Here is a 17,001-nt window from a genome sequence, read left to right on the forward strand (position 1 = left end):
ATAACTGGTATGGGGCTATTCCCATCAGCAGGGACACGACGAAATGAGTGAACAAATTCATCTTCAAGAGCCGAAAGATAAAAATTTTATCAGCCTGCGGGAACCGTGGGAAGTGGAGTACTGGACGCAAACCTTAGGAATCACCAAACAAAAACTCTCCGCCGCCATCAGGGCGGTCGGCAATGGCACGAAAGACGTGAAGGAGCATTGTGGTAAATAATGCGCCGGCGGCGGGGCGCGCCAATCAGGATGAATGCTTGTATCTGAAATTTATATAATTAACCTCATTACACTTTCAACTCTTTGCGTTAAACTTCCTGCGGTGGAATGTTTCCCGACCATTTTGATGATTCAGGAAGAAAACAATGAAGACGTTTTTTATTGCTGGTGCCGCCGCCAGCCTGTTACTGGCCGCCGCATCCGCCAATGCCGTAAGCGTAACCGGTGAAGTCGGCGAACATTATACCAACGTAGGCGTTGGTTTCGGGACCACTACGCCGGGCATTGCCGTCAGCGGCAATTGGGCGCATAACGATGACAACGGCGATGTCGCCGGCCTCGGCCTCGGTTACAATATTCCCCTCGGCCCGTTTATGGGCACCGTGGGCGGCAAGGGACTGTATGTGGGGCCAAAAGACGGCGATGAAGGTTATGCCATTGCCGTGGGCGGAGGCCTGCAGTTGCCGGTGGGCAGCCTGTTCAGCCTGTATGGCGATTATTACTACTCGCCGGATTCCCTTTCCAGCGGCGTGGAAAACTATACCGAAGCCAATGCCGGCGTCAGGTTGACCGCCATCCCGCTGGTAACCGTCAGCGTCGGTTACCGCTATATGGCGATGGACGGCAAGGACGGCGACCGCGACAATATCCTGGCCGACGGCCCGTATATCGGCGGCGCGTTTAACTTCTGAGGGGCGTCTTCGTCCTCCCCTCATCATGCCTGCGATTTCATTTGATCGAAACAAGACCGCCCGGCGGCGGTCTTGTTGAGTTTGATGGCAACGTCGTGCGCGCCATCCCTGGTGCGCTACGCTTTACTGAGCCTACCCATCATACCCACCGCTAGCTCATGTGCACGCTTGTCAGCAGTCTGAACAAGACCGCCGCCGGGCGGTGGCGTTTTATTTATTAAACCGCGACATCAGCCCGATAATATTACGCAGGCGCTCGCCCTGCAGCAGATGCTGCTTGCTGGGCTGCAGGTCCGGCGTAAAGGTCTCGAAGATCCCGCCCGGGTAGACGACGTCAATCTGATCGGGGGACACCACCGCGTAATTGTAATAACTGCCGACAATGATATCGTCGGAACGCGGCGCGTCGGGCTGCAATAAATTGCGTCCCACGCTGTAGTCGCCCACCGGGGTCGTGACGCCCGCAATAGTTTGCATCAGCGTCGGCACCACATCGAAATGGCTGGTGCGCCGGTTGATATCGCCGCTTTCGCCGCCCGGCAGCTTCATAAACATCGGCACATGGATTTGCACGTCGCTAAAGTTGCTGCCGTGACCCCAGTAGTTCTTTTTATGATCGTTAAACTCTTCGCCGTGATCGGAGGTAATCACCACCAGGGTATTGTTGTCCAGCCCCGCCTGCGCCAGTTTGGCCAACACCTCGCCTATCAGGCTATCGTCATAATACAGCGCGTCCCGGTAGCGGTTATGGTATTCGGTCGGGTCAAAATCGTTGTTGAGTTTAATGTGATCCACGCGTTCCCAATAGGGCTTGAACGGCGTCGCCGCGTCGGGCGGCAGGTCGTAGCCGTGGGCCGCGTCATAAAACAGAAAACCGAAAAACGGCTTTTTAGCGTCCCGCTTATCGATAAACTGCTTAAAGGCATCGGTGATCTGCCGGTCGCGCCGGGCGGGAGACGGTTCGCTGTTGCTGATGGTCAAATCGGGAATATGGGAAAATACCGTGCGGTCAAACGGCGGATGGTTGAGATCCGCCGACCCGTGAATGGAAAATTGATACCCCTCGTCGGCCAGGGTTTGCATCAGCACCGGACGCTGGCCGCTGTTACGCACCGCCAGCCAGTAGGTATCCGGCAGGCTGTAGAACAAACTGAATATGCCCGGCTCGGTAGAGTTGCCGCCGCTGCGATGCTGATGGAAGCGCAGCGCCTGCTGCGCGAACCGGCTGACGTTGGGGGTCACCCGGTCATTGGCGTCGTCGTAGCGCCAGGCGTCGATCAGGATAAACAGCACATTGGGCTGCTGGGCCGGCTTGGCATAGGCGATAGGGTGCAGGGGGTAATGCAATGTCCCTTCCGGCGCAGCCTGTAGATTGTTCTCTTTATTCAATGCCAGGGAGGGATCCACCAGTCCCCAGGCGACCAGCCTGGACTTGGCCGTCAGCGGGTAATAAAGCGGAAAATCATGGGTATAACTTGGGATCTGGGTTCTATAGTTGGCGTCATCCCAGGCGTGCATACCCTGGCTGACCAGGATACTGAGCGCCATCAGGCTGTAGCCGGGCGTCCTGAGCGTGCTTAGACGGCGTACGGCGCGCGCCAGGCGGTTAAACAGCAGTTGCAGCGCCAGCAGCGCCAGCCCCATGCCCGCGCCCACCAGCCAGGTGTACCATGAGAGGTCGACCACGTCGCGCCCCTCGAACAGCATTTCGAGCACGACGCCGTTAAGGTGAAAGCGGTATTGGGCGAACACCAGGGTATCGACAACCAGCACCGCAACGGCGCAGAATCCCAGCAGGATGCCGATGCCCCGGAACAGCCGACCGGGCAACAGGCACAACAGGCAATTCAGCACCAGGCCCAGCAGGCAGATGGTGCCGAACAGGGCGTATTGGGCGGTAAGCAAATAGATAACCGAACGGTAATCCCCCGCCGGAATGCTGATCCATTGCCAATAGCGGAAACTTACCGCCGTCAGTAACACAGCGTTTAATAACCAGAACACCGTTGCCCATCTTACATTGGGTTTAAATGAACTAAAGGCATTCAATCTAAGCGTCATCTTCAGTAATCCTGTATGGCAAATAGAGCGGCGAGCTGAGAGGCGGTGAGATTTAACACCCAAATTGTGTTTAACCGGCTATCTATTTTAGTAAACAACTGTAACGCGCCGCTCATTATCAGCCGGTTATAGGATGGCTTTATCGATTAACTTGGCTTAAGCATAGCGAGCGGGTGAGAACATGGGGAAAACGACAGGCGCCGTCGTCAACGGCGCCAGAGGAGGCCATGGCCACATCAGCGCGAAAAGCCGTCGATGGGCGACGGTGGAATCACCGCGGTTTTATTTATCAAACGGGCGCGCCGCGCGGACGTATTCCGTTAAGCTTTCTGATACGTTAACCGCCGGCGCAACCTCTGCGCCGGACGGCATGGCGTCATTGATAGCGTAGCGCCGTTATTTTGGCTTCACGTTCTTGATCGGACGGCCGGACCAGTAGCCGGCCAGCACCGAACCGGACAGGTTGTGCCATACCGAGAACAGCGCGCCGGGCAGCGCGGCCAGGGGGGAAAAATAAATCTTGCCCAGGGTGGCCGCCAGACCGGAGTTTTGCATGCCGACCTCCATGGCCAGCGTGCGGCAGGTGGTTTCGTCAAAGCCGAACAGTTTTCCGCCCCAGTAGCCGCTCAGCAGGCCGATGCCGTTATGCAGGATCACCGCCGCGATCACCACCAGCCCCACCGAGCCGATAAATCCCTGGCTGCCGCCCACCACCGCGCTGATAATCGCCAGGATGCAGATCATTGAAAACGCCGGCAGCCAAGGCTCCACGCGCTTAACGGCGCGGGTAAACAGATGATGGACAACCAGGCCGGCAAAGATCGGGATAACCACAATCTGCAAAATGCTCAGCAGCATGCCCGCCACATCGACCTTGATCTGCGCATCCACATACAGCCGGGTCAGCAGCGGCGTGGCGAAAACCCCCACCAGGGTGGACACGGCGGAAATGGTCACCGACAGCGCCACATCGCCTTTCGCCAGGTAAATCATCACATTGGAGGCCGTGCCGCTGGCGACGCTGCCCACCAGGATCATGCCCGCCGACAGATCGGGCGGCATCTGGAACAGCTTGGCCAGTATCCAGGCGGCCAGCGGCATCACCAGGTAGTGCAGGAAGGTGGCGGCGATAACCGGCGCCGGGCGGGAGAGCACGCGTTTAAAATCAGCCACCCGGAGCGTGACGCCCATGGCGAACATAATCAGCATCAGCAGGATGCTCACATAGGGCCCGATGCGGGTAAAGGTGGTCGGGGAATAGTACGCGGCGATGGACAGCAAAACAGCCCACAGCGGGAACAGGCGGGTAATCTTGGCTAACATGTGAGGTGTGTCCTTATTATCTTATTTTAATAGGTAAATTGTGTTGCCGGGAGCTGATACAGCCCCCGCGCTTGCCATAGCGGCTTTATTTGTACCGTCAATCCGGATGGGTGGCAATATATTACCGTCAATAAAACGCGTTGCCGGCTGTGCCGGCCTTGCCCGCGCGGCTTTTTTAACCCCGCGTCCTATCAGATTATCCTGGCGACGGGCAATTGCCCCCAGCGCGTGGTATAAGCCGGCGATAGCATCTCGCGCTTCATCGCCCAGGCGGGGGCGATGCCCTGGCCCGCAAACCCGATATGGCCGATACCGGTCTGGTTGATGCGGTCGAGCACCGCCATCAGCTCACGGCTGGACGGACGGGGAGGATGGTCGTCAAACAGCTGGAACTGGGCCTGGCGGGTGGGAGAAAAATCATTCAGCATTACCCCCGCCTTGGCGTAACGGGGGCCGTCGCGCCAGATGCGCTCCAGGCCGCGCACGGCGGCCGCCATAATATCCCGGGTATCCTGGGTGGCGGTGAGCAGCGTTTCGCTGGCGCCGTTGGCATAATAAGGCTCATTGATGGCGTAGGGGGATGAGCGGATAAATACCGCTATCTGGCGGCAATACTGTTTTTCCTGGCGCAGTTTTTCCGCCGCGCGCCCGGCGTAGCGGCAGACCGCCTGGCGCATGGCGGCAAGATCGGTGACCCGGCCGCCAAACGAGCGGCTGCAGACGATCTGCTGCTTGGCCGGCGGCTGCTGTTCCAGACTGAGGCAGGATTCGCCGCGCAGCTCCCGTACCGTGCGCTCAAGCACCACGCCGAAGGTTTTGCGCATAAAATGGATATTGGCGTCGGCCAGCTGCAGCGTGGTCTGCATGCCCATGGCGGTGAGTTTTTTGCCGATACGCCGCCCAACGCCCCACACATCCTCAACCGGCGTCAAAGCCATCAGCCTGCGCAGCCGGATCGGATCGTCAAGCGCCACCACGCCGCCGGTGGCCGGCCACCGCTTGGCCGCATGATTGCACAGTTTGGCCAGGGTTTTGGTGCGGGCAATGCCTACCCCCACCGTCAATCCGGTCACCTCCCGCACCGCCGCGCGCACCTGCCGGCCGAACCGATCGTAGGGTACTCTGGCATTTATGCCGGCGACATCCATCCAGGCTTCGTCGATGGAGTACACCTCGGTTCGGGGCGCCAGGGCTTCAAGCGTCGCCATCACCCGCGCCGACATATCGGCGTACAGGGCGTAGTTCGAGGAAAACACGGCGATGCGCTGCCGGCGCAATAACGCTTCCAGTTGAAAATAGGGCAGGCCCATTTTCACCCCGAGTTTTTTCGCCTCCGCCGATCGGGCAATCACGCAGCCGTCGTTATTGCTCAGCACCACGATCGGCACGCCGCGCAGATCCGGACGGAACAGGCCTTCGCATGAGGCGTAGAAGCTGTTGACGTCGGCCAGGGCAAACATGATCAATTGCGGGTGTCGTGAACGGCGAACAGCACCACGCCGAAAATTTCCAGCGTGTCGGGGTCGGGAAACAGTTCGGGGAACGCCGGATTCATCGGCTGCAGCGCCAGGCGCGGCCGCAGGCAGAGCCGTTTGACGGTGAATTCGCCGTCGACGGCGGCGATGACGATATCGCCGTGGCCGGCTTTTTCCGCCCGGTCCACCACCAGCAGATCGCCGTCGCCGATACCCGCGTCGGTCATGGAATCGCCGCTGGCGCGGACAAAATAGGTGGCGCTGGGATGGCGGATACAGTATTCGTTCAGGTCGAGGGTCTTTTCGACATAATCCTGGGCCGGCGAGGGAAAACCCGCCCGGCACCGGTCGGCGAACAGCGGCAGGGACAGCACCGGCAACAGGCCGGCGGGCGCAAAAAATGTCGTGATGATCTTCATGCTGATAAATCCATTAATACTGTTTATGTGTCCAGTATAAATAAATCAGGCGGTTTGAAAAGACACCAAAGCGGGATAGCGGCCTAAAAAGCGATTAGCTGGCTGATAAATAAGGATCAAAAAATTTGACCGGCCATGCGTCGGCGTTATCTCGCTCATGTATATAATTTATATAGCTAATTATTAGTTAGGATATGTTATTGGTTTCATGCGGCAACCTTATGTTGCCCCAGGGCGCGGGCGCGGGAAAAACACCGCCATACGGATAACCTATCTCTGCGCGCCAGCCAGATCAAAAATGACTGCATTACTATTTCGCTTGCCGCCCCGCCGCTCTTTATTCTGCCCCTGCTCAGCCCGCGCAATGCCTGCTACGGGCCTTGGCGGTATACGTTCGCCCGGCGCCGGACGCGTCCGCAGCCGGTCAAGAAATAAGATTTGCTTATTTTACTGCAATTCGCCGCCTGTTATCAGACGTTCAGGGCATTTAAGCGGCGGATGTTGCGGTAGACAAATGGTATACAAATAGAATACAAAAAGAGGGCAGGGTAAAAATCATGCAGTACGGAGGCAATAATGGAAGCAACGGAATTACCCCCACCGCACGATCAATCGTTAACGCAAAATGCCTTTGATGCCGTGCTGCGCATGATCCAGGCCGGCGCCCTGGCCAATGGCGACGTGGTAAACGAACGCCGGCTGGCGGAACAGCTGGGCCTGTCGCGTACGCCCGTGCGCGAGGCGCTCGGCCGGTTGGAAGGCAGCCATTATCTGCGCCGATCGGGGCGGACGCTGCTGGTTAACGGGGTGGAATTAAGCGAAATTTTAGAAATCATGTCGGTGCGCATGCTGCTGGAAGCCGACGCCGCCCGCAGCGCCGCCGGCAAGATGTCGGCCGCGAAACTGGACGCCATCCGCCAGCGACTGATGGAAATGGCCGGTCCCGATCAGGTTACGGCCGGCCATCATTGGGAAGTCGACGATTTCCTGCATCTCAGTATCGCCGAGACCAGCGGCAATAAGCTCTTGCTGCGCCTGATAGGCGAGCTGCGCACCCGCACCCGGATGTTTGGCAAAGAGACCGTGCCCTCGCGTTTTGAACCGGGGCGCAATGAACACCTGGCGATCGTCGACGCCATTGAGGCGGGCGACGGCGAGCGTGCGGCGCAGGCGATGGTGCGGCATATCGAAGGGGCGCGCAACGCCATATTCCAGTCGGTCACCGGCGGCGGTTCGCGCTAACTACCGGCCGCCGACAGCGGTTCGTTAACGAGTATCAGGAGGGCCCGATGGGTCGCAAGCGTCTGCTGTATCTTCACAACGGCCAATCGCAACAGACGATCGCCCGCCTGGACGATCGTTTTGAATCATGGGGGCTTGAGGTCGATCGCCACTGGGCCTACCAGAACCAATTTCCCGCCGACCTGGCCGGTTATGACGGCATTTTTCTTTCAGGCAGCCCGCACGGCGCTTATGAAGATATTCCCTTTATCCACCGTGAACACCAGCTGATCATGCAAGCCGCCGGCCTGGGCATCCCCATGCTGGGGATCTGTTTCGGTAGCCAGATCCTCGCCTCGGCGTTGTGCGGGCGGGATCAGGTCTTCCGGCGCCCCACGTGCGAAATCGGCAATAAATGGCTGCAGGCGACACCCGCGGCCGCCGGCGATGCCATCGCCTCCGGCATCGTGCCGCAGGTGTATATGTTTGTCTGGCACAACGATGAAGTGCGCGCCACCCATCCCGACATGACCATCCTCGCGGCCAGCGATCAATGCCCCAACCAAATCTGGCGTTATAAAGATCAGCCGATCTGGGGTATCCAGGGCCATCCGGAAATTACGCTGCGGCAGGCGCCGCTGTGGTTTGAGCAAAACCGCGCCACCATGGAGCGCGACGGGGCGGATATCGGGCATCTTATCGCTACCGCCGACGAAGCCGCGGCGGCCAAAACCATGCTGACCCGCTTTGCGGCGTTTATCGCACGTTAACGGCTTATCGCCCGGCGCGGGGCAGGGTTTCGTGCCGGGAACGATGTTTCCAGTGATGAAGGGAGAGATGTGATGACAAGATTGCGCATAAAACTGCTCGGCGCGTTTGCCGCCGCCACGGTCGTTGCCGCGTCGGCGCTGCCGTTAAACGCCGCCGCAGCCGATGAAATGACGTTTGCCAGTTGGGGCGGCGCATACCAGGATGGCATTCGCGCGGCCTGGATGAAACCTTTTACCCAGGAAACCGGCATTGAGGTTATCGAGGATACCAATCCGGTTATCGCGCGTATCAAGGCGATGGTGGATACCCATAAAGTCGAGTGGGACGTGGTGACCGCCGGCGGCGCCAGCCTGATGCAGGGGGCGAAAAGCGGCCTGTTTGAAAAAATCACGCCGGATATGGTCGATGAAAGCAATGTGCTGCCCCAGGCCCGCAACGACTACGGCGTACCGTCGGAAATCTTTTCCACGGTAATCGGCTATTCGACCAAGGCTTTCCCCAACGGCGGACCGAAAACGTTCTCCGACTTCTGGGACGTGAAGAAATTCCCCGGTAAGCGCACGCTGCCGGATAAGCCGGACACCGTGCTGGAAGCGGCGCTGCTGGCCGACGGCGTCGCGCCCGCCGATGTGTATAAAACCCTTGATACTCCCGCCGGCATGGAGCGCGCGTTGAATAAGATCCGCCAGATCAAGCCCTATGTCGCCATGTGGTGGTCATCTGGCGCGCAGCCGGTACAGGCGCTGGGTAGCGGCGAAGTGGTCATGGCGCTGGGCTGGAACGGCCGTTTCCAGGCCGGCATTGACGACGGTCTGCCGATTGCCATGGCCTGGGATCAATCGGTGGCCCAGGTAGGCTATTTTATGATTGTCAAAGACGCCCCCAACAAGGCGCAGGCGGTTAAATTCCTCAACTACATCATTCGCCCGGAGGTGCAGGCGCGTTTCAGTCAATATGTGGCCTACGGTCCGGTAACGCCTAAGTCAATCCCGCTGATTGATAAATCGCGCCTGGGGCGGCTGCCCTCGACGCCTGAACGCCTGGCCAACGCGTTGTTTATGAATATCGACTGGTGGGCGGCCCATTCCCTGGCGGCGGGTGAAGCCTACAACACCGCCATGCAACAGTAATTCACAAATAGGGTATCAATGATGGTGGAAACCAATTACTGGTTTGAAAAAGCGGAATATGACCAACGCCTGGCGCGGGTGCGGCAACAACTGGTGGCAAAAGGCTATGATGCCCTGCTGGCGTTTATGCCGGAAAGCGTAACCTGGCTGACGGGATTCTTTACCCGCGCCTACTCGTCGTTTCAGTTTGCCATTATTCCGGCGAACGGCGATCCGACGGTGATTTGCCGTGACGTGGAAGCATATTATCTCGACAGCACCTGCCTGTTCCCCGATCGGGAGATGTGGAGCGACAGCGACGATAAAACCGCCGTCGCGGTGCGGGCGATCCGCTCGCGGCTCGGCGGTTCGCCCCGGCTGGCGGTGGAAATGGGGGCATGGCCGCTGTCGGTGGCGCGGTTTAACGGCCTTCGGGCCGGTCTGCCGGATGCGCTGATGCTCGATGAAAGCCAATTGGTTACGGAGATGCGCTTTATTAAGTCCCCGGCGGAAATCAGCTATCAACGCAGGGCGGCGCGGGCGGCCGAGGCTGGCATGGCGGCGGCGATCGGGGCGGCCAGGCCCGGCGTCAGTGAACGGGACATGGCGGCGGAAATCTGTAGCGCCATGATCCGCGCCGGCAGTGATTTGCCGGGGCCGGGGGTCATGTCGTCGGGGGAGCGTGCTTACCATTTGCACGGCGGTTACAGCGATCGGGTGCTGGCGCACGGCGATATCGTGCAGATTGAAACCACGCCCAACGTGCGGCATTACCATGCGCGCTTTATGCGCCCAATCCGCGTCGGCCAGGCCAGCGATGAGGACCGCCGCACGGTGGAACAGTTGATTGCCATACAGGATGCGGCGCTGGCGGAAGTGCGGCCCGGCGTGGCGGCCACCGTGCCGGACGCGGTCTATCGCGAGGGCGTGCTGGCGGCGGGACTGCGCGAGACCTACACCAATAAAACCTTCTATTCGGTCGGCCTGCTGCTGGCACCGAGCGGCGGCGAGCCGCTGGAAGCGGCGCCGGGCTGCGCCTGGCGTTTTGTCCCGGGCATGACGTTTCATACCTATGTACTGGCGCGAGGTTTCGGCATGTCCGAAACCATCGCGATTACCGACAACGGCTATGAGCGGTTAACCCAGTTCCCGCGCCAGTTGTTTATCAGTTAGCGCAGCCGGGCGCAGGCCTGCTTAATGCGTTCGCAGGCTTCAGACAGGCGTTGGTCGTCGAGGGCATAGGCAATGCGGATATAGGGCGACATGCCGAACGCGGCGCCTTGCAGCGTCGCCACCCGGGCGCTGCGCGCCAGATAGTCGGCCACGTCGCCATCGGTTGCCAGCAAAGCGCCGTCGGGCGCGCGTTTACCCAGCAGTCCGCCGCAGCAGGCAAAGACATAGAAGGCGCCGGGGGGAGTTTGGGCGCTGAGTCCCTCCACCTGGTCAATCATCGCCATGACTATCGCCCGCCGCGCCGCAAGCCGGGCCAGCCAGCCGGCGGTAAAATCGTCGGGCGCGGTCAGCGCGGTCAGCGCCGCAGCCTGGGAGACAGAACTGGGATTGGAGGTGCTCTGCGATTGCAACACCTGCATGGCGGCAATCAGCCAGCCCGGCCCGCCGGCATAGCCCAGCCGCCAGCCGGTCATGGAGAACCCTTTTGATAACCCGTTAACCGTCAGCGTCCGATCCCGCAGGCGCGGCTCAACCGCCGCCAGCGTGGCAAACGGCTCGTCCTGGTGGCGCAGGCGTTCGTAGATGTCATCAGATAGCACCAGTACCTGCGGCGCTTCGACCAGCACGGCGGCCAGCGCCGCCAACTCCCGATGGCAATAGACCGCCCCGGTGGGATTGTTGGGGGAGTTGAGCACCAGCCAGCGGGTACGCGGGGTAATGGCCGCCCTCAGTTCCTCGGGCCGTAGCTTCCAGCCCGACGCTTCGCTACAGGCCACTATTCGCGTCTCGCCCTCGGCCAGCGCCACCATATCCGGATAGGAGACCCAATAGGGCGCCGGGATAATCACTTCATCTCCCGGCGACAGGGTGGCCATAAAGGCGTTGAAAATAAGCTGCTTGGCGCCGGTGCCGGCGATGATCTCAGCCGGCTGGTAGGATAGCCCGTTATCTCGTTGGAACTTATCGGCGATCGCCTGCCTGAGTGCCAGTGTGCCGGCCACGGCGGTATATTTGGTGTCGCCGCGCGCTATGGCGTCGATCCCGGCTTGGCCGATGGCCGGCGGCGTGGCGAAATCCAGTTCACCCAAGCCCAGGTTTATCACATCGAGGCCCGCCGCCTCCATGGCGCGCACGGTATCGGCTATGGCCCCGGTTGGCGAGGGGCGCACGCGTTTCATACGCCGGGCAATAAATTTTTCTGACATGTCATCCCCTTTAATAATGTGATGCCATAACGGTTTGTTGGCGGCGATGAAGGCCTTATCCTCTGCCCCGTTGCACCCGTGTGGGGCCTGATGCCCCATAAACGGACGCCGCCCGCTGGCGCTGGCCCCCGCTGTACCGGCATCTTTGCGGGTTAAAAATACCCGTACCGCCCTGACGCGCGGGGCGATGTTCGCTATCCGCGCGCCGGCGGGGCCGGGGAAGAATTAAATTTTTCCGGCGCTGCATTTTGGGTCTGCTTCTTGCATTAAATATCAGCGTTATTCTTGGTATACCAGAAGTATGCAAAAAGAATGCCGGACGTAGCCTTCCTCGGCACGCATCTGCCGGCGCGGTTAACATTGCATGCAAGCCGGAGAGACACAGTGAAAAAATCATTCCTATCATGGATCAATGCGGCCGACACTTATCGGCAAAACCGCAGTCGACCCCAGGCTGGCGGCGGTCTGCGCAAAATCGGCCCCATGGAGAATCTATGTCGACCATAACACTGCGCGCGGCGGGCCGGGACAAGGAGATGCGGCGTTTTTCCCGCCTGGCCCTGCTGGCGCTGCCGCTGCTGGTTTTCCTGGCCCTGTTCTTTATTTGGCCGATCCTTGGCCTGCTTAAACAGGGCTTGTACAGCCAGGGCGCGCTGTCGGCGGACAATTATCTGCGCCTGCTGGAGGTGCCGATCTACCGCATCGTGCTGCAGAATACCTTTGTCATCGCCACCGTGGTGACCGGCAGTTGCGTGATCATGAGTTATCCGCTGGCTTACCTGATGGCATCGGTCAGGCCGGCGCTGTCGAAACTGCTGTTTTTTGCCGTGCTGTTGCCGTTCTGGTCCAGCGCGCTGGTGCGCACATCGGCCTGGATCGCGCTGTTGCAGCAAAACGGGCCGCTGAATACGCTGCTTATCACCACCAGCCTTATCGATCATCCGATCGCCTTTCTCTACAACTTTACCGGTGTGCTGATCGGCATGACCCATGTACTGATGCCGTTCGTGGTATTGCCACTGTACGCTTCGTTCCGCGCGCTGGATAACTCGCTTATCCTGGCGGCCCAAGGCATGGGCGCCGATTCGATCGGCATATTCACCCGGGTGGTTTTACCGCTGACGCGTCCCGGCATGGTGGCGGGGGCCATTATCGTGTTTATGAACGCGGTGGGGTACTACATCACGCCTTCGCTGATGGGCGGCCCGGCGCAGCGCATGATTGCCGAGCTTATCTCGCACAATATCAGCGATGAGCTGAACTGGGGCGTCGCCGCCGCGCTGGCGGGAGTATTGCTGGTGACCACGCTGTTCGCGCTGTGGTTGTTCAATCGCCTGTTCGGGCTGGATAAGCTAATGAGCGGCCAGGCGGGCAAGGGCGGCCAGATGATCAGCGCCCGGCGGACGGGCGGCGGACGTATCGGCGCGCTGGCGGGCGTATTATGCGCGGCGTTCCTGCTGTTGCCGATCCTGGTGGTGATCCCGATGAGCTTCGGCACCGGCAGCTTTCCGACCTTTCCGCCGCCGGAATACGGCGTCCGCTGGTATCGCAATTTCTTCCAGGATCCCAAATGGATGGCCGCGCTATGGCAAAGCGTCAAGGTCGGCGCGATGGTCACCGCCGCCTCGATGGCGCTGGGGGCCGCCGCCGCGCTGGGCGTCTATAAGATGCGGCCGGGCCGTAAAGGCTTGCTGGAAACGTTGTTTATCATCCCGATGTCGGTGCCGGCGATTATCACCGCCGTGGCGCTGTATTATCTGTGTGGTCCGCGCGGCTTGATCAGTAACTCGGTGGCGCTGGTTATCGGCCATACGGTGCTGGCAACCCCCTATGTCTATATTACCCTGCGCGCGGCGCTGCAAAGCTTTGATCCCAACCTGGAGCTGGCGGCGCTCAGCCTGGGCGCGAGTTGGCCGCGGATGTTCAGGCGGGTGATGCTGCCGGCCCTGCTGCCGGGCATCATCGGCGGAGCGGTGTTTGCGTTTATTACCTCGTTCGACGATGTGGTGATGGCGTTGTTCCTGACAACCCTGCGCAACCGCACGCTGCCAAAACTCATGTATGAGGGCTTGTCATTTGACTTCGACCCGACGGTCATTTCCGCGTCCTGCGTGCTGATCGCCGCCACCGCGCTGATTTTAATCGCCCACAGCCTGTTCGGTCGCCATGGAGAAAAGCATGCAACAGCTACAAGGTAAAGACGTCGCACTCAAGGGGATCCGCAAAACCTACGGTGGCGTCATCGCCTTGCCGAACGTGGACCTTGCGGTGCGGCGCGGCGAATTTTGCACCTTACTGGGCGCCTCAGGCTCCGGCAAGACCACCTTACTGAAAATTATCGCCGGGTTTGAAATGCCGGATCGCGGCAGCGTGCACATCGCCGGAAAAAATGTCAGCAGCACGCCGATTGCCGATCGCAATATCGGCATGGTATTCCAGAACTACGCGCTGTTTCCGCACATGTCGGTATTTGAAAATATCGCCTTTCCGCTGCGCATGCGGCGCATGGCCAAAGCGGATATAGAACGCAAAGTGGCGGAGGCCCTGGCGCTGGTCAGCCTGGACGACTACCGCGCGCGTATGCCGGGGGAACTGTCCGGCGGCCAGCAGCAGCGCACCGCGCTGGCGCGGGCGCTGGTATTTAATCCGGACATCCTGCTGATGGATGAGCCGCTGGGGGCGTTGGATAAAAACCTGCGCCAGACCATACAGCTGCAGATTAAACAATTGCACCGGGAACTGGGCCTGACCGTGGTGTTTGTCACCCACGATCAGGAGGAGGCGATGAATCTCTCCGATACCATCGTGATCATGGAAAACGGCGGCATTGTGGAATCCGGCGCGCCGGAAACCCTCTACCGCCGGCCGGGCAGTCCTTTTGTCGCCGGATTTCTTGGCGAATGTAATTTTATCCAACAGGACGGCGGCGCCCGACTTGGCATCCGCCCGGAACATCTGCTGGTGGGCGACCCGGGCCGCCAGGCGGCACGGCGCCACCGGGGCGAAATTCAGGCGGCGACCTTTTGCGGCATGCACTGGAAGCTGTTTATCGCCTCGCTGGGACAAACCATTATCGCCTATGCGCCGCCGGATATCCCAACCCTTGAGCGTACGCCCGGTCACATCGTCGACTGGGGATTCCAGCCGGGGGACGCCATGGTATTTCACCAGGACCCGCGTGCCTGAGGGACCGCCCTCCGCCGCCGCGTCCTGGCGGACGAGACACATTTTATGCAGCAAGGTAGGGTAGATATGACCGATAAACTCGATGAACAGGCGCGTGGCGTCTATATCATTTCAGCCACCCCCTTTACCGATGACGGCGGGCTGGATTTGGACAGCGCCGATCGCCTGACCGATTTTTATTTGCAGCAGGGCGTCAGCGGTATCACCATTCTCGGCATGATGGGGGAGGCGCCCAAGCTGACGGACGACGAATCGCTGCTGTTTATGCGCCGGGTGCTGACGCGTGTCAATGGGCGGGTGCCGGTGGTGGTCGGCGTCAGCCACGCGTCCCACCGTCACGTACAGCGGCTAAGCCATACCGCCATGGAGCTGGGCGCCGCCGGCGTGATGCTGGCGCCGGTGGCCAATCTTAAAACCGACGATCAAATAAGCCAATATTATTTGACGGTGGCGGGATTGCTGGGGGGCGATGTGCCCATCTGCCTGCAGGATTTTCCCCAGTCCACCGGCGTGCATACGTCGGTGGCGGTGATCCTTCGCTTGATTGAGGCGCTGCCGCAGTTGGTGATGCTGAAGCATGAAGATTTGCCGGGATTGCGCAAGCTGAGCCAGGTACGGGGGCAAAGCGCGGCGCGCGGCCTGCGACGCATCAGTATCCTGGCCGGCAACGGCGGTCTGTTTTTACCGCAGGAAATGCGGCGCGGCGCGGACGGGGCGATGACCGGATTTGCCTATCCGGAAATGCTGGTGCGGGTCTGCGCGCTGTTCCAGGCAGGCAGGGCCGAGCAGGCCGAGGATGTATTTGATGTCTATCTGCCGCTGCTGCGCCACGAATTCCAGTACGGCATCGGCCTGGCGCTGCGCAAGGAAACACTGCGCCGCCGGGGGGTGATCCGCAGCGCGGCGGTGCGGCAACCCGGCCCGGTGCTGGACGGTGACGATATGCGCGAACTGGGACAGTTAATCGCACGACTTGAAACGCGATTACGCGAACATAGCACGGCGGATAGCTGAGCCGCGGCGCAAAATAGGCTAGGCTATCTTGCATCGGATCGTTAATTCTTTATCCCGACCCGGGATTGAAGACTTTGTTACAGGACGCTAGCTATGACTTTATCCACCGTTCCCGCCACCATGCAAGCCGTCAGGATTAAACAGCCCGGCGGCCCCGAACAACTGATTGCGGCCGAGCTGCCGGTACCCCGTCCCGGTCCCGGCTACCTGCTGGTCAAGGTTGCCGCGGCGGGCGTTAACCGTCCCGACGTGTTGCAGCGTAAAGGCAGTTATCCGCCGCCCGCGGGCGCCTCCGAGCTGCCGGGGCTTGAGTTCGCGGGGGTCGTGGCGGCGCTGGGCGACGGCGCCGGGCGTTTTGCCGTTGGCGACGAGGTGTGCGGCCTGGTGGCCGGCGGCGGTTACGCCGAATATTGCGTGGTGCATGAAAGCAACGCGCTGCCGGTGCCGCAGGGCCTGTCGCTGCTGGAGGCCGCGGCGCTGCCGGAGACCTTTTTCACCGTCTGGGTTAACGTTTTCCAGCGCGGTAAACTCAAAGCAGGGGAGATCCTGCTGGTGCACGGCGGCACCTCCGGTATTGGCACCGTCACCATTATGCTGGCGAAGGCCTTTGGCGCCACGGTGCTGACCACCGTCGGCTCCGAAGAGAAATGCGCGGCGGCGCGCAAGCTGGGCGCCGATCATGCCATTAACTACCGTACCGAGGATTTTGTCGCACAGACGGAACGACTGACCGGCGGGCATGGCGCGGATGTGATTGTCGATCTGATTGCCGGCGACTATGTGGCGCGTAACTATGCGGCGGCGGCGATGGACGGGCGCATCGTGCAAATCGGCGTACAGGATGGCCCGGCAAAAGAGCTCAATCTGATGAAGATGCTGGCCAAGCGCCTGATCCATACCGGCTCGACGCTGCGGCCGCGTCCGGTGGCGGACAAGGCCGCCATTGCCGCCGACTTGCAGCAGCAGGTTTGGCCGCTGCTGGCGGCGGGTAAGATCCGGCCGCTGATCGAACGGGCTTTTCCGTTGCGCCAGGCCGCCGAGGCCCATGCGCTGATGGAAGGGAGCACCCATATCGGTAAAATCATGCTGGTAACCGACGCCTATGCGGATTTACTGGACGGCAACGGCTGACC

At 60.3% G+C, this 17,001-nt stretch carries 15 protein-coding genes; 10 read left to right on the forward strand and 5 right to left on the reverse strand.

What is annotated here, in order from left to right; genetic code table 11:
- The first annotated feature begins 43 nt into the window (after positions 1–43).
- Positions 44–220, forward strand: a complete 177-nt coding sequence (locus tag ABUK12_RS21080) for a DUF3606 domain-containing protein (protein ID WP_410013643.1) — start codon at positions 44–46, stop codon at positions 218–220.
- Between the two features lie 145 nt (positions 221–365).
- Complete coding sequence (locus ABUK12_RS21085; RefSeq protein ID WP_410013644.1) at positions 366–911, forward strand: YfaZ family outer membrane protein; 546 nt, start codon at positions 366–368, stop codon at positions 909–911.
- Between the two features lie 210 nt (positions 912–1,121).
- Here the strand turns inward: ABUK12_RS21085 and ABUK12_RS21090 are convergent, their stop codons facing one another.
- The 4 genes from ABUK12_RS21090 to umuD form a co-directional block, all read right to left on the reverse strand.
- Entirely contained in the window at positions 1,122–2,972 is a 1,851-nt protein-coding gene (locus ABUK12_RS21090) for a DUF3413 domain-containing protein (RefSeq protein ID WP_410013645.1), read from the reverse strand.
- 396 nt (positions 2,973–3,368) lie between these two features.
- Complete coding sequence (panS, locus tag ABUK12_RS21095) at positions 3,369–4,295, reverse strand: ketopantoate/pantoate/pantothenate transporter PanS (protein WP_410013646.1); 927 nt, start codon at positions 4,293–4,295, stop codon at positions 3,369–3,371.
- A 191-nt stretch (positions 4,296–4,486) separates the two neighbouring features.
- Positions 4,487–5,755, reverse strand: a complete 1,269-nt coding sequence (gene umuC / locus ABUK12_RS21100) for a translesion error-prone DNA polymerase V subunit UmuC (RefSeq protein ID WP_410013647.1) — start codon at positions 5,753–5,755, stop codon at positions 4,487–4,489.
- Between the two features lie 2 nt (positions 5,756–5,757).
- Complete coding sequence (umuD, locus tag ABUK12_RS21105; RefSeq protein WP_410013648.1) at positions 5,758–6,189, reverse strand: translesion error-prone DNA polymerase V autoproteolytic subunit; 432 nt, start codon at positions 6,187–6,189, stop codon at positions 5,758–5,760.
- A gap of 576 nt (positions 6,190–6,765) precedes the next feature.
- Between umuD and ABUK12_RS21110 the strand changes: the two genes are divergently transcribed.
- The 4 genes from ABUK12_RS21110 to ABUK12_RS21125 all read left to right on the forward strand — a co-directional run bounded on the left by ABUK12_RS21110 (position 6,766) and on the right by ABUK12_RS21125 (position 10,463).
- Positions 6,766–7,431 carry a GntR family transcriptional regulator gene (locus tag ABUK12_RS21110; RefSeq protein WP_410013649.1) on the forward strand — a complete coding sequence of 222 codons (666 nt, stop codon included), beginning with the start codon at positions 6,766–6,768 and terminating at the stop codon, positions 7,429–7,431.
- A gap of 47 nt (positions 7,432–7,478) precedes the next feature.
- On the forward strand, positions 7,479–8,180 hold the full coding sequence (locus tag ABUK12_RS21115; protein WP_410013650.1) for a type 1 glutamine amidotransferase: 702 nt from the start codon (positions 7,479–7,481) through the stop codon (positions 8,178–8,180).
- 72 nt (positions 8,181–8,252) lie between these two features.
- Positions 8,253–9,311: an ABC transporter substrate-binding protein gene (locus ABUK12_RS21120; protein ID WP_410013651.1), complete on the forward strand. Its 1,059-nt coding sequence runs from the start codon at positions 8,253–8,255 to the stop codon at positions 9,309–9,311.
- 18 nt (positions 9,312–9,329) lie between these two features.
- Entirely contained in the window at positions 9,330–10,463 is a 1,134-nt protein-coding gene (locus ABUK12_RS21125) for a M24 family metallopeptidase (RefSeq protein WP_410013652.1), read from the forward strand.
- On the opposite strand, the gene ABUK12_RS21130 is transcribed toward ABUK12_RS21125, so the two are convergent.
- Positions 10,460–11,668 carry a pyridoxal phosphate-dependent aminotransferase gene (locus ABUK12_RS21130; protein ID WP_410013653.1) on the reverse strand — a complete coding sequence of 403 codons (1,209 nt, stop codon included), beginning with the start codon at positions 11,666–11,668 and terminating at the stop codon, positions 10,460–10,462. The genes ABUK12_RS21125 and ABUK12_RS21130 overlap by 4 nt on opposite strands.
- Positions 11,669–12,162: 494 nt before the next feature.
- Here ABUK12_RS21130 and ABUK12_RS21135 point away from each other — a divergent pair, with 494 nt between their 5' ends.
- The 4 genes from ABUK12_RS21135 to ABUK12_RS21150 all read left to right on the forward strand — a co-directional run bounded on the left by ABUK12_RS21135 (position 12,163) and on the right by ABUK12_RS21150 (position 16,999).
- Positions 12,163–13,866 carry an ABC transporter permease subunit gene (locus ABUK12_RS21135; RefSeq protein WP_410013654.1) on the forward strand — a complete coding sequence of 568 codons (1,704 nt, stop codon included), beginning with the start codon at positions 12,163–12,165 and terminating at the stop codon, positions 13,864–13,866.
- On the forward strand, positions 13,847–14,854 hold the full coding sequence (locus ABUK12_RS21140) for an ABC transporter ATP-binding protein (RefSeq protein ID WP_410013655.1): 1,008 nt from the start codon (positions 13,847–13,849) through the stop codon (positions 14,852–14,854). The genes ABUK12_RS21135 and ABUK12_RS21140 overlap by 20 nt, the downstream gene beginning before the upstream one ends.
- A gap of 66 nt (positions 14,855–14,920) precedes the next feature.
- Positions 14,921–15,868 (forward strand): dihydrodipicolinate synthase family protein, encoded by a 948-nt coding sequence (locus ABUK12_RS21145; RefSeq protein ID WP_410013656.1) that lies wholly within the window; start codon positions 14,921–14,923, stop codon positions 15,866–15,868.
- A 93-nt stretch (positions 15,869–15,961) separates the two neighbouring features.
- The gene (locus ABUK12_RS21150; RefSeq protein WP_410013657.1) at positions 15,962–16,999 is read left to right on the forward strand and encodes an NAD(P)H-quinone oxidoreductase; all 1,038 of its coding nucleotides are present in this window, start codon (positions 15,962–15,964) and stop codon (positions 16,997–16,999) included.
- Positions 17,000–17,001 lie beyond the last annotated feature (2 nt).

Origin of the sequence: Sodalis sp. C49 (assembly GCF_046352915.1) — a bacterium.
GTDB lineage: Bacteria > Pseudomonadota > Gammaproteobacteria > Enterobacterales > Enterobacteriaceae > Acerihabitans.